Annotated in this window: 12 protein-coding genes and 1 tRNA gene; 8 read left to right on the top strand and 5 right to left on the bottom strand. The window is 65.5% G+C overall.

Going from position 1 to position 13,342, the window contains the following annotated elements:
• Positions 1 to 13: 13 nt before the first annotated feature.
• Complete coding sequence (locus OB2597_RS10845) at positions 14 to 787, bottom strand: hypothetical protein (protein ID WP_009805604.1); 774 nt, start codon at positions 785 to 787, stop codon at positions 14 to 16.
• A gap of 400 nt (positions 788 to 1,187) precedes the next feature.
• Here OB2597_RS10845 and OB2597_RS10850 point away from each other — a divergent pair, with 400 nt between their 5' ends.
• The 4 genes from OB2597_RS10850 to OB2597_RS10865 all read left to right on the top strand — a co-directional run bounded on the left by OB2597_RS10850 (position 1,188) and on the right by OB2597_RS10865 (position 6,678).
• Positions 1,188 to 2,030, top strand: coding sequence for an enoyl-CoA hydratase (locus OB2597_RS10850; RefSeq protein ID WP_009805605.1), 843 nt, complete (start codon positions 1,188 to 1,190; stop codon positions 2,028 to 2,030).
• Positions 2,031 to 2,088: 58 nt separating this feature from the next.
• Positions 2,089 to 3,162: a phosphotransferase family protein gene (locus OB2597_RS10855; RefSeq protein ID WP_009805606.1), complete on the top strand. Its 1,074-nt coding sequence runs from the start codon at positions 2,089 to 2,091 to the stop codon at positions 3,160 to 3,162.
• A gap of 295 nt (positions 3,163 to 3,457) precedes the next feature.
• On the top strand, positions 3,458 to 4,648 hold the full coding sequence (locus OB2597_RS10860) for a TAXI family TRAP transporter solute-binding subunit (RefSeq protein ID WP_040609697.1): 1,191 nt from the start codon (positions 3,458 to 3,460) through the stop codon (positions 4,646 to 4,648).
• Between the two features lie 74 nt (positions 4,649 to 4,722).
• Complete coding sequence (locus OB2597_RS10865) at positions 4,723 to 6,678, top strand: TRAP transporter permease (protein ID WP_009805608.1); 1,956 nt, start codon at positions 4,723 to 4,725, stop codon at positions 6,676 to 6,678.
• Between the two features lie 144 nt (positions 6,679 to 6,822).
• Here the strand turns inward: OB2597_RS10865 and OB2597_RS10870 are convergent, their stop codons facing one another.
• Positions 6,823 to 7,524: a TetR/AcrR family transcriptional regulator gene (locus tag OB2597_RS10870; protein WP_009805609.1), complete on the bottom strand. Its 702-nt coding sequence runs from the start codon at positions 7,522 to 7,524 to the stop codon at positions 6,823 to 6,825.
• Positions 7,525 to 8,241: 717 nt separating this feature from the next.
• Between OB2597_RS10870 and OB2597_RS10875 the strand changes: the two genes are divergently transcribed.
• A complete protein-coding gene (locus OB2597_RS10875) occupies positions 8,242 to 8,724 on the top strand; it encodes a hypothetical protein (RefSeq protein ID WP_009805611.1) in 483 nt (160 codons plus the stop codon).
• 52 nt (positions 8,725 to 8,776) lie between these two features.
• Here the strand turns inward: OB2597_RS10875 and OB2597_RS10880 are convergent.
• Positions 8,777 to 8,851: transfer RNA gene (locus tag OB2597_RS10880), tRNA-Phe, on the bottom strand.
• A 42-nt stretch (positions 8,852 to 8,893) separates the two neighbouring features.
• A complete protein-coding gene (locus OB2597_RS22085; protein ID WP_154653348.1) occupies positions 8,894 to 9,058 on the bottom strand; it encodes a hypothetical protein in 165 nt (54 codons plus the stop codon).
• An 86-nt stretch (positions 9,059 to 9,144) separates the two neighbouring features.
• On the opposite strand from OB2597_RS22085, the gene ctaD reads away from it, so the two are divergent.
• Complete coding sequence (gene ctaD, locus OB2597_RS10885) at positions 9,145 to 10,815, top strand: cytochrome c oxidase subunit I (RefSeq protein WP_009805612.1); 1,671 nt, start codon at positions 9,145 to 9,147, stop codon at positions 10,813 to 10,815.
• A 72-nt stretch (positions 10,816 to 10,887) separates the two neighbouring features.
• Positions 10,888 to 11,361 (top strand): DUF2244 domain-containing protein, encoded by a 474-nt coding sequence (locus OB2597_RS10890; RefSeq protein WP_009805613.1) that lies wholly within the window; start codon positions 10,888 to 10,890, stop codon positions 11,359 to 11,361.
• Between the two features lie 144 nt (positions 11,362 to 11,505).
• Here the strand turns inward: OB2597_RS10890 and OB2597_RS10895 are convergent, their stop codons facing one another.
• Positions 11,506 to 11,964 carry a GatB/YqeY domain-containing protein gene (locus OB2597_RS10895; RefSeq protein WP_040609267.1) on the bottom strand — a complete coding sequence of 153 codons (459 nt, stop codon included), beginning with the start codon at positions 11,962 to 11,964 and terminating at the stop codon, positions 11,506 to 11,508.
• Positions 11,965 to 12,154: 190 nt separating this feature from the next.
• Between OB2597_RS10895 and carA the strand changes: the two genes are divergently transcribed.
• Entirely contained in the window at positions 12,155 to 13,312 is a 1,158-nt protein-coding gene (carA, locus tag OB2597_RS10900; RefSeq protein WP_009805615.1) for a glutamine-hydrolyzing carbamoyl-phosphate synthase small subunit, read from the top strand.
• Positions 13,313 to 13,342: the final 30 nt, after the last annotated feature.

The raw sequence follows: 13,342 nt of genomic DNA on the forward strand, positions 1-13,342 counted from the left end.
CGGCCCTGGGCCGTCATTCGATGAGGTTGAAACGGGTGCCGCAGACCGTCACCTGCCGGCCCGCGACGGGCAGGCCCCGCTCCCGGGCGGCGTTCATGATCCGTCGGGCATCGCTCGTCACCAGGTCCAGGGCACCGAGCCCCGGGCCGCGTCCATCCGTGGCCGGCACGAAACGCAGCGCCGCATTGGCGAGCGCGACATGCGGGATCCCGCCTCGGTCCTCGACCGGCAGGCCGGACACGGCGGACCAGTGCGCGGCGAGTGCGGCCGGATCCTCCGACTGCAGTTCGGCGGCGAGGATGCCCTGCGTGACCCGGGAGGCCGGCGCCTCCTGCCAGCCCGTGCCGCCGGCCGGGTTCCAGTGGCCGGTGACATCGCCGACCGCATCCCACTCCACCTCGAGGAAGGCTGCGCGCATGTCTTTCGGATGGAGCTGCATGAGGTGCCAGTCGCCCCGGTCGCTGTCGTAGGCGACGCGCACCCCGTTGGCGGCGGCATTGACCCGCACGGCCGCCTGATCGTCCTTGTCGCGCACCTGGCCGATGACCATGTAGCCGCCGTCGCCGCCCCGGCGTTCGAGATGGCGCCCCGCGGCAGTGCCCTCCCGCATCGGAGAGACCACCTCGAGGAACTGGGAGCCGTAGGCGAACAGGATGTTCTTCAGCCCGAACTTGGCGACGGCCGGATCGACATGGCAGACCGGCGCCCCGAAAACCGCCTCGAGATCGGTACGGATGGCGGGCAGGTCGGCGCCGACGAGGCAGATCTGTCTCAGGTGGATCTCCAAGGGGTTCCTTTCTTCTCGGGCACCTCACGCCCGCCATAAGCACGATGGCCCATCACGGCGCCAAGACGCATCCGGGCGAGGACCCGGGCCGGAGCCGGGGCGCGCGCGGCGGACACATGCCCGCTCTGCCGAGGCCGTCGCGTCCCGCGCGCGTCCATCTTGCCGTCCTCCACCCTCTGGGCCCCCTCATGATGTTCGCGTGGCCCTTGCGAGAACCTGACACTTGTCAGTATCGACATATTTGCAAATCCGGTTGCCGGTCAAGTCCCCACCGGTCCTCCCATGTGCTGCCCGTGCGACGGCGATTGACCGACGGGTGACTTCCCCCTAACGTCCGAAACTGACGTCCGTCAGGATGGCGCGCGCGCATTGACCGGCGCGGTTTGGGAGGAGGAAAAACATGAGCGATTACGAACAGGTGACCTATGGTCTGTCGGACGGGGTCGCGACGATCAAGCTCGACCGTCCGGACAGTCTGAACGCCTGGACCGGCCAGATGGCGACCGAGTTCAGAGACGCCGTCGGCAGGGCCGGGCACGATCCCGCCTGTCGCGTGATCGTCGTGACCGGCGCGGGCCGGGGATTCTGCGCCGGCGCCGACATGGGCGGGTTGCAGGGGATCGCCTCGGCCGGCGCTGCCAGCGGCGGGGAAGCGCTGAACCCCACCGACGTGGCCTTTCCGGATGCTCCGGGCCCCGATCCGGCCGACGACTACCCGGGGCGGTTCGGGTATCTCTACGCCTGCCCGAAACCGGTCATCGCCGCGATCAACGGACCCTGCGCCGGGATCGGCCTGATCCTCACGCTCTATGCCGACCTGCGCTTCGCAGACGAGGCGGCGACATTCACCACAGCCTTCGCCGCACGCGGCCTGATCGCCGAACATGGCATGGCCTGGATCCTGCCCCGCCTCATCGGCGAGGCGCAAGCGCTCGACATCCTGCTGACGGCGCGCAAGTTCAAGGGGGCGGAAGCGGCCCGGATGGGGCTTGTGAACGCCGCCCTGCCCGGGGATGAGCTGATGGGCCATGTCGACACCCTCGCCCGGTCGATGGCCGTCCGGTCCTCGCCGCGCTCCATGGCCGTGATGAAGCGCCAGATCCGCAAATCCTATCATCAGACCTTTGCCCGATCTCTCGCCGAGGCCGACGACGAGATGCGGGCCAGTTTCGGCGCCCCCGATTTCTCCGAGGGCGTGAACAGCTTCGTCGAGAAGCGCGAACCGCGGTTCGAGAGCCTGTGATGACGCGAGGGACCATGCATCTGCGCGCCCAACCACGACACCGGACGGAACGCCCCGCATGACACTCACCGCACAAGACGACGCGCCGGTCCTGATCGATCCGCTGGAGCGGCACCGCATCGACGCCGAGGCGCTGGCCGATTGGCTGAGGACAACCGAGCCCGAGGCCGCCCGGGGCGTCGCGATACAGCAGTTCCAGGGGGGCATGTCTAATCCCACCTTCCTGCTGACCCTCGCCTCCGGGCGGCGGCTGGTACTTCGCAAGAAACCGCCCGGCGACCTCCTGCCCCGGGCCCATGCCGTGGACCGGGAATACCGGGTCATGGGGGCGCTGGCGCAGACGGCGGTGCCGACCCCGAAGATGATCGCCTATTGCGACGATCCCGCGGTCATCGGCGCCGAATTCTTCGTGATGGAGCATATCGAGGGCCGGATCATTCCGCCGCCCTCCATGGGACCCGTCCGGCGCGAGGACCGCCCCGCCCTTGCCTATTCGCTGGTGGATACATTGGCCACGCTCCACAACGTGGACTGGCGCGCCGCCGGCCTTGAGGGGTTCGGCCGGGCCGAGGGGTACCTCGCGCGTCAGACCGCGCGGTGGTCCAAGCAGTACGAAGCCTCCAAGGTCGATCTTCCGGCGGATTTCGACTATTCCCAGATGGACTGGCTGCGCGACTGGCTGATGGCGAACAGCGGCACGGCGGACGAGAGCGCGATCGTGCACGGCGACTTCCGGCTCGGCAATGTCGTGGTTCACCCGACCGAGCCCCGTGTCATCGCGGTTCTGGACTGGGAACTCTCGACCATCGGTCACCCGCTCGCCGATCTTGCCTATACCTGCCTGCCCTACCACCTGCCCGAGGATCCGCCCCGGATCCTCGACCTGCACACCGCCGGCCTGCCGGACGAGGACCGCATCCTGTCCCGCTATTGCGAGCAGACCGGACGCGACGGCATCCCCGACTGGCCGCTTTTCATGGCCTTCGCCTGTTTCCGCTATGCCGCGATCATCCAGGGCGTCGCCGCGCGGGCGGCCCGGGGCAACGTCAGCAGCGCCAGCGCCGACCCGGAGGCCGACGGCCTGCGCGCGCGGAACGTGGCCGCGGTCGGGGCCCGGATCGCCAGGGGATGAGGCCGCGTCCACACCCGTTGCGCGATAACGACCTCCAAAAACTCGCGCATGGCGCAACAGTCCCGTTGACGGCGCGACCGCATCGGGATTAGCCTGACTAATGTCAGGTTTCGCAGGAGGAGGCGAACCGGAAAAGGGAGGAGACGGGCGCGGCCAAGCGCCTGCCGAGGCGGGCATCCTGCCGGAACGGGTCTGCAAAAGGCCCGCCGGAACGATGCGCCGACAGCCCCTCCCGGCGGACATATGCGGCTCCGGCCATGCGGCCCCGCACAACCAACACTTCAGGGAGGAAAACGTGACTAGACTGAAACTGACCACGGCCACCGCGCTTGGCGCGCTGGTCCTTTCGCTCGGCCTCGCCGCTCCGGCGGCGGCGCAGGACTTCGAATGGCCCCGGCTGCTGGTGATCGGCACCCCCGGCACCTCGAGCGGCAGCTTTGCATCGACGAATGGCTGGGGGCCGGTCCTGCAGCAGGAAACCGGCACCACCGTCCGCATCGTTCCCGAGGACAGCGAACCGCAGCGCTACAGCCGACTGACCGACCGCAAGGACATCGCCATCTCTTCGGTCTCGGCCGCCGAGATGCGGTTCCAGGCGCAGGGGATCGGCGGCTATGCTGGCAGCAAACCGGTGGCGCAGCGCATTCTCTGGCACCACAACGACACGCCCTGGGGGTACGTCGTGGCCGGCGATTCCGACCTTCAGAGCATCGAGGACATCAAGACGCAGGGCGCACGCGTGACCCAGGGCGTCTTCTCGCCCCCGATGGTCACGGCCGTGAGCAAGGCACTGCCGGATTTCCTCGGCATGTCCGAAGACGAAGTCGCCGAGAAGATCACCTTCGTCCCCGCCTCGAGCTATGCCGAGAACTGCCGGTCCGTCGTCGAGGGCAAGTCCGACGTCGCCTATTGCGCGCCGATCTCCTCGGTTCTGTCCGAAATGGAAGGCGCGCCGGGCAGCATCCGCTGGCTGTCGCTCGATCCCGACAATTCCGAGGGGTGGGATGGCTACCTCGAACATCGCCCGATGCTGATCCCCACGGAAATCACCCTGGGCGTGAGCACGGCGCAGGGCGTCGGCGGTGTGACCTCGAACTTCCTCTATGCCGTCCCGGCGGATGCCGACACCGACTTTGCCTACAACATGGCCAAGTGGCTGCATGAATCGCACGACGCTTACGCCGACACGCACCCGCTGGCCAAGCGCATGTCGCTCGAGCTGTTCCGGGGCTACCTGGACCGGACGCCGCTTCCGGTCCACGAGGGCACCGTCAAGTACCTCCGCGAGATCGGCGAGTGGACGGATGCGGATGACCAGTGGAACGACGCCGCGATCGAAAAGATGGACGCCTGGCTGTCGGCCCGCCAGGAGGCCATGGCGGAAGCCCGTGATCAGGGCGTGGAAATCCAGTTCGAGAACCAGGAATTCCTGGACATCCTGAACAAGCACACCGAAGGCCTCGAAGGCTTCCGGTCCCGCCTCTGAGGCGCGCGAACACGGGCGGAGCGGTCCCCGGGATCGCCCCGCCCCCCTCCACATCCCGACTTCGAGCCCAGCACATGCCCCACACACCCGATCATCCGGCGCAGGGCGCCGAGCCGCAGGCCAGCAGAGATTCCGCCCAGCAGTCCGAGGTCACGCGGCTGGGCGAGGCCTTTTCCGTCAGAAGCATCGTTTTCGTCGTTCTCTGCGCCTGCGGGCTCGCCATGGGGTTGGCGTATGCCTTCGGCATTCCGATCGCCGGCAACCGGCTGCTGGAAGGCCAGTACTACTGGGTCTTCATCGGCATCTTCTCCGCCGCGGCCTTCATCGCCCTGCCCGCCGTCAAGGGGCAGACCGCTTTGCCGATATACGACATCGTCGCCGCTGCGGCGGCGCTCGGCATCTCGCTGTGGTTCTCCACCCATGCGTGGGACATCGTGCAGGCGGGGTGGGTGAACATCCCGGCCGGGATCGTGCTCTGGCTGCTGATGCTCGAGATGGCCCGGCGCTCCGGCGGCATCCCGTTCCTGCTGGTCGTGCTGCTGCTGGGTCTCTACCCGATCATCGCGGACCGCTTTCCCGGCCTGCTGATGGGGATCCCCTATGATTTCGACCGGATGATCGAGGCGCATGTCTTCCGCACCGAAGGCATGATGGGCATCACCACCAAGATCGTCGCCGAGATCATCCTGGGATTCCTGGTCTTCGCGGGGGTGCTGATCGCCACCGGCGCGGGCGAGTTCTTCATCGATCTCGCCAATGCGGGTTTCGGCAAGTATCGCGGCGGGCCGGCCAAGGTCTCGATCGTGGCCTCGGGCTTCTTCGGCTCGCTCTCCGGGTCGATCTTCTCGAACATCGCGGGGACCGGCTCGATCACCATCCCGACAATGAAGAAGGTGGGCTATCCGCCGCACTACGCCGGCGCCATCGAAGCCTGCGCCTCGACCGGGGGCGTGGTCATGCCGCCCGTCATGGGCGCGATCGCCTTCGTCATGGCGATCACCATCGGCGTCGATTACGCCACGGTGATGGTCGCCGCGATCCTGCCCTCGCTGCTCTTCTACTTCGGCCTCATGCTCCAGGTCGACGCCTATGCGGCGCGCAAGGGGCTGACCGGCATGGCCGCCGAAACGCTGCCGTCGGCCCGCAAGGTGCTGCTGCGCGGGTGGCCCTTCCTGTCGGTGCTGGTCTTCCTCGTCTGGGGCCTGCTCTACATGAGATGGGAATACTATGCGCCGTGGTACGCCTGCGGCCTGATGATCGCGCTCTCCTTCCTGCGGAAGGACACCATGATGACACCCCGGCGGCTCTACGACACGCTGCGCCAGATCGGCGTGCTCGTCACCCAGACGGCGGCCATCATCCTGCCGATCGCCTTCGTCGTCAGCGCGCTGACGATCACCGGCGTCACCGGGTCGGTGACCTCTGGCCTCGTGGCACTCGGCGGGGACAACGTCTTTCTCATCATCGCGCTCGGCGTGCTGGCCTGCTTCATCATGGGCATGGCCGGCCTTGCCATCGTCGCCTACATCTTCCTCGCGGTGACCTTGGCCCCGGCGATCATCCGGATCGGCGGCCTGAACGAAGTGGCCGTGCATTTCTTCATCATCTACTACGCCATGCTGTCGGTGATCACGCCCCCCGTCGGCGCGGCGGCCTTTCTGGCCGCGACCATCGCCGGGGCGAAGCCGATGCGCACCTCGTTCACCGCGGTGCGCCTCGGCGTGGTGATCTACTTCGTCCCGCTCTTCTTCCTCTTCCAGCCCGCGCTGGTCTTCCAGGGGGATCTCACGCCCCTGATCTACGTGCTGCCGTCGATCATCGCCGGGATCATCCTGCTCTCGGGCGGGTTGGAGGGGTATCTGCTGGGTATCGGATTGGTGCGACCGGTCCTTCGGCTGCCTCTCGCTGCGGCAGGCTTTGCATTCAGCTTTCCGGGGCTGATGACGACGCTGATCGGCGGCGCCGTTTCCGCGGCGCTCGTCGCGCTCATCTGGTTGGACAGCCGGAGAAACAGCGTCCCGGCGGAGTGATCCCGGGCGGGGCAAGGCACCGAACCGACAAACCCGGCCCCGCCCGTCACCCGCCGCCTGTTCCTGAAACGAGGGAATGAGCCGCCCCGCTGGCAGATGCGGCGTTAGACGCCGGCCAGGGCCGTCCGCGATCCGGTCTGCCGGTCAGTGGTCGACACCGCGCGAGCCGCCCTCGCCCTCGGCCTCGCCAAGAAGGCTGCGGGTCATGGCGGCGGCCCCGGCCGCGACGGTGCGCACGATCGTCTCCTCGGGCGCGCCCTTGTTCAGCCAGTCCCGCATCGGTGCGAAGGCCGAGAGAAAGACCAGCATGTTGGCGAGAATCTCGAGTTCCACATCCTCGACCTCGCGACCCGAACGCTGGCGCAGTTCCTCGGCCAGCGCGGCAATCAGCCCGATGTCGCGGGCCCGCATCGCGCGCCGGTCCTCCTCGAGCATGTGCGGCACCGAGCGGTAGACCAGAAGCGTCCCCTTGCGTTTCGCGCGCCAGTTCTCGCGATAGTACCGGGCGAACGCCTCTTCCAGCGAAAGCGACCTGTCCCGCAGAACATCGGGCAGCCCGACCACATCCGTCCTGAACCACTGCTGGTTCAGCAGTCGCCTCAGGATATCGTTCTTGTTGGCGATATAGTCGTAGATGCTGGCCTGGTTCACCCCCGACCGGGCGCAGATGTCGCGGATCGTGGTCGAGGCGAATCCCTTTTCGAGAAACAGCTCGAGCGCGGCATCGCAGATCTGTTCGCGGCGCGACTGGACCAGCGTGGAGTTCTGCACATTCGAGATCTCCGCCTCGCGGAGCGTCCGATCTGCCTGCTTCGGGACCGTGTCCGTATCTTTCCGTTCAGCCAAACGAGGCCCCATCTTCCGAGTGGACCAAGGCTATCGGCACCGGGGTTGTCGCACAAGACATTCGTTGCGGGCGACAGGATCGGCCCCGGGGCGCCAGCGCGATCATCCCGATCAAACCGTTGACCACGAGCAGCGACCCCGGCACCTTGGCCCCGCTCTCCCAGCCCGCCGGGCCTCGACGAGGCCGGGGCAGCACCGCGCCGAAGAGGTCCAAAGCGGTGCAGAGGGAAAACACGGACATCACCTGGGCAAAGTGACGCCCCTACGGCGTTGCGCCTTATCTATAGCCCCGTCGAGGTTCCTCACCCGCATGGTCAACAGCGTATCGAACAGCTCAAACTTGTCGGCGAACATTCCCGTGTCGCAACTCATAACATATTGAGCAACTGCGAGAAAATTTTTCATCTCCAGCGAACGAGATTTTGAGTCCAAAAGTGAGACTAAATCACAGCCGATGTTCGACAAATGTTCTTGTCGTGGTACAATGCAATTTCTGGTGAGTTTCATGCAAGAGTGGCAGAGTAGGTATGTGAGCGGCGAATTAAGTAGCTGCTGCCCTAGGAGTGGGTCGCACCCAAACTTTTAGGAAGCAAGGTGACTATACAAGTGATGGCCGAACCCGCATTTTCCGGCTGGTACGAGAACAAAAATGGGACAAAATCTCGACATCGGCAAATCCTTGCCTCCTGCATAAAGAACGTCACAATGGAGATTTGATTGTCGCTATTCACCGACGCGTCTCCCATCGGCACCTTCAATTATGCGCACTCGTTTCTGGGTGCCGCCAAAGCACTCAACCGACTGGAATGGGAAGACCGAGAAACTCACTCCGACAGCCCAACCGAATTTGTATACTGGCATTCAATTGAACTCTTTTTGAAAGCCTACCTACTTGCGGACGGCATGGAGCTAGCGAAGCTCCGAAGTCGGGACTACGGCCACAACATCACAGCGCTGACAGCAGAAGCGAAGAAGCGCGGACTGGCCCTCACCAGCAAGGACGAAGAGCTACTGTCCTTCATGCCCTCCACAGAAGACATGATTGACCTTCGGTACCTCAAAGTGGGCGTTCGTACTGTTCCTTACTTCGAGGAGGTCGAAGAAACCTGCGACAACCTCTACCGATCGGTTGGCCAGGAGCTTCAGAAGCGGGGTATCAACATCGGCTTCCACGCAGGCCGGATTTCTCAAAATGGGTGAGACAAAAGTGGGACAACGCTCACCCTCGCACCTGCTAACCCTATGATTTTGTTGGTGCCCGGGGGCGGAATCGAACCACCGACACGAGGATTTTCAATCCACTGCTCTACCCCTGAGCTACCCGGGCATGGGTGAAGGGCGGGACGACCCGCCTTCGGGTTGCGGCGTTCTATGCGCAGCCCGGCACCTTGTCCAGACCGTTTTTGCGGATTTCCGGCGCTTTGCGGCTCTCCGGTTCCTCGGACGGCACCACGGCGGCGGGCGGGCCGCGGCGCGGGCCGAGGGCACGCACGGGGTGCGACAAAATTATTTGATCTGCGTCAATACCGGCCATTGCCCGCCCCCGAGCTTCATTCTAGAACCGGAATAATTTCACGCACCTTCGGGATCGCGTCCAGTTTGACCAGCAGGAGGCAAGACATGGCTGACGCAGCCGTTCAGGGCCACGGACATGACGACAATCGCGGGTTCTTCACCCGCTGGTTCATGTCCACGAACCACAAGGATATCGGGATACTCTACCTCGTCGTTTCGGCGGTGGCGGGTCTGATCTCGGTCCTCTTCACCGTCTACATGCGCATGGAACTCATGAACCCCGGGGTTCAGTACATGTGCCTCGAGGGCGCGCGCTTCCTGCCCTCCGCGGCGGAATGCACGCCGAACGGCCATCTGTGGAACGTGATGATCACCTATCACGGCGTCCTGATGATGTTCTTCGTGGTGATCCCGGCGCTCTTCGGCGGCTTCGGCAACTACTTCATGCCGCTGCAGATCGGCGCGCCGGACATGGCGTTCCCGCGGATGAACAACCTGTCCTTCTGGATGTATGTCACCGGCGTCTCGCTCGGCGTGGCCTCCCTGCTGGCCCCCGGCGGCAACGGGCAGCTCGGTTCGGGCGTGGGCTGGGTGCTGTATCCGCCGCTCTCGACGAGCGAGGGAGGATCCTCCATGGATCTGGCGATCTTCGCGGTCCACGTCTCGGGCGCCTCGTCGATCCTGGGCGCGATCAACATGATCACCACCTTCCTGAACATGCGCGCCCCGGGCATGACGCTCTTCAAGGTGCCGCTGTTCTCGTGGTCGATCTTCGTCACCGCATGGCTCATCCTGCTCGCCCTGCCCGTGCTCGCGGGTGCGATCACCATGCTGCTGACCGACCGCAACTTCGGGACGACCTTCTTCGATCCCTCGGGCGGCGGCGACCCGATCCTCTACCAGCACATCCTGTGGTTCTTCGGCCATCCCGAGGTCTACATCATCATCCTGCCCGCCTTCGGCATCATCAGCCACGTGATCGCCACCTTCTCGCGCAAGCCGATCTTCGGCTACCTGCCGATGGTGCTTGCCATCATCGCGATCGGCGCGCTTGGCTTCGTGGTCTGGGCGCACCACATGTACACCGTCGGCATGTCCCTGACGCAGCAGAGCTATTTCATGCTGGCGACCATGGTCATCGCGGTGCCGACGGGGGTGAAGGTGTTCAGCTGGATCGCCACGATGTGGGGCGGCTCGATCGAGTTCAAGACGCCGATGCTCTGGGCCTTCGGCTTCCTGTTCCTCTTCACCGTGGGCGGCGTGACCGGCATCGTGCTGAGCCAGGCGCCGATCGACCGGGCCTATCACGACACCTACTACGTCGTGGCCCACTTCCACTACGTGATGTCGCTCGGCGCGGTCTTCGGCATCTTCGCCGGCATCTACTTCTGGTTCGGCAAGATGACCGGCCGGCAGTATTCCGAGTTCTGGGGCAAGATCCACTTCTGGATGATGTTCATCGGCGCGAACGTGACCTTCTTCCCGCAGCACTTCCTGGGCCGCCAGGGCATGCCGCGCCGCTATATCGACTATCCCGAGGCCTTCGCCTTCTGGAACTGGTGGTCGTCCATGGGCGCGTTCCTGTCCTTCGCCTCCTTCGTGCTGTTCTTCGGCATCGTGTTCCACGCCTTCTTCCGCGGGGCGAAGGTGACCGAGAAAAACTACTGGAACGAATATGCCGACACGCTGGAGTGGACCCTGCCCTCTCCGCCGCCCGAGCATACGTTCGAAATCCTCCCCAAGCAGGAGGAATGGGACAAGGGCCACGCCCACTGATCCCGGCCGGAACCGGAAAGACAAGAGGCCGGGGGTGAAGACCCCCGGCCTTTTTCATTGGCACGGACGCTCATGACCTACCGCTGGACCAGCCCGGACCGCCTTGAACTGCGCCCGCACAGGTCGCTGCCGCGCCGCGGGTTCGCCGTGGTCATCCTGCTCTTCTTCACGCTGGTCACGATTCCGCTGACGGCGATGGTCGGCACCGTCGCGCTCTGGGGCCTGCTGCCCTTCGCGATGGCCGCTCTCGCCGCGCTGTGGTGGGGGCTTGAGCGCAGCTACCGCGACGCCGACATTCTCGAGGTCCTGACGCTGGCCGCCCCGGAGATCGTGCTGACCCGGACCAATCCCGACAAGACCGTCCAGGAATGGAGCTGCAACAGCCACTGGATCCGCATCACCAAGCATGAACGGGGCGGTCCCGTGCCGCATTACGTCACGCTGAACGGCAACGGCCGCGAAGTGGAGATCGGCGCCTTTCTGTCCGAGGACGAACGCAAGGCGCTCTATGGCGAACTGGCCTCGCGCCTGTCGGACTTGCGATAGGACCCGGCGCGTCGACCGAAAGCGCGCTGTCGGACCACCCGTGCAGGCCCTCGCCTCAGGCCGGAACCGTTCAAGACCTGATGGGAATGTCTCTTGCAGTGTCCCGGCGCGCGCGGGCAGCGCCCGCCACAGTGGCGGCCGGCGTCAGCCCAGCCTGGCCTTCACCATCGGTCCCGCCGCGCCGAAATCCATCTGGCCGGTATACCTGGCCTTCAGCGCGCCCATGACCTTGCCCATGTCTCGGATCGAACTGGCGCCGGTCTCGGCGATCGCCGCATCCACGGCTTTCGCGACTTCCTCGTCGCTCAGCTGACGCGGCAGGAATTCCTCGATATAGCCGATCTCGGTCCGCTCCTGCTCGGCCAGATCGATCCGGCCGCCCTCTTCATAGGCACGGGCGCTTTCCTGACGCTGCTTGACCATTTTGCCGAGGATCGCCAGCACCTCGGCCTCGTCCACGCCATCCTCGCGCCCCTCGCCCCGGGCCGAGATGTCGCGGTCCTTGATGGCGGCGTTGATCAGCCGCAAGGTACTGAGTTTTTCGGTGTCGCGGTCCTTCATCGCCTGCTTGAGTGAGGCAGTGACTCGGTCACGAAGTTGCATGCGTCCATCCCCGGTGCTTCAACCCGGCGGACCCTAGCCCGCCCGGTCAAGCGACACAACCGCCGGGACGCGACGGCATCCCTATACGGGTGGATAGGCCCGCCGCGCCGCATGCGGCCGTATCGCCCTTGACCCTCTGCCCTACCCCCCTTAGGTAGACGCCGATTTGCCATCCTGCCGGAGCCGCAAAATGCCCCAATCACATCACGACAAACCGACCGCCTGCCTGGCTCTTGCCGATGGGACGGTCTTCATGGGCCGCGGTTTCGGCGCCACCGGCGTCACGGTGGCCGAACTCTGCTTCAACACGGCGATGACCGGCTATCAGGAGATCATGACCGACCCCTCCTACGCCGGCCAGATCGTGACCTTCACCTTCCCGCATATCGGCAATGTCGGCGTCACGCCCGAGGATGACGAGACGGCCGATCCGGTCGCCGACGGCATGGTGGTCCGCTGGAACCCGACCGAACCCTCGAACTGGCGGGCGACGAGCCGGCTGTCCGACTGGCTCGCCTCGCGCGGACGGATCGCCATCGGCGGCGTCGATACGCGCCGCCTGACCCGCGCCATCCGGGCGCAGGGTGCGCCGCATGCCGCCCTCGCCCACGATCCCGAGGGCAACTTCGACATCGAGGCTCTGGTGGCCAGGGCCCGGGACTTCTCCGGTCTCGTGGGGCTCGACCTGGCGAAGAAGGTCACCTGCGTGCAGAGCTATCGCTGGAACGAGACCAGGTGGGCCTGGCCCGACGGGTTCGGCCGGCAGACCGCGGCGCGTCACAAGGTCGTGGCGGTCGACTATGGCGCGAAACGCAATATCCTGCGCTGCCTCGCCTCGTCCGGCTGCGACGTCACGGTCCTGCCCGCCACGGCGACGACCGAGGATGTTCTCGCCCACAATCCCGACGGCATCTTCCTGTCGAACGGGCCGGGCGATCCGGCGGCGACCGGCGCCTATGCCGTGCCGATGATCCGCGGCGTGATGGACAGGACCGACCTGCCGATCTTCGGCATCTGCCTCGGTCACCAGATGCTGGGCCTTGCGCTCGGCGCCCGGACGGTCAAGATGAACCACGGCCACCACGGGGCGAACCACCCGGTGAAGGACATGGAGACCGGCAAGGTCGAGATCACCTCGATGAACCACGGCTTCGCCGTCGACAGCCAGTCGCTTCCGGCCGATGTCAAGGAAACCCACGTCTCGCTCTTCGACGGATCGAACTGCGGCATCCGCATGACCGACCGGCCCGTCTTCTCCGTGCAGTACCACCCCGAGGCCAGCCCCGGACCGCAGGACAGCTTCTATCTTTTCGAGCGGTTCGCCGCCTCGATGGACGCCCGCGCATGAACCGGACGTCCGCGTGAAACGCGGGCGTTA

The organism is Pseudooceanicola batsensis HTCC2597 (assembly GCF_000152725.1).
Lineage (GTDB): Bacteria > Pseudomonadota > Alphaproteobacteria > Rhodobacterales > Rhodobacteraceae > Pseudooceanicola > Pseudooceanicola batsensis.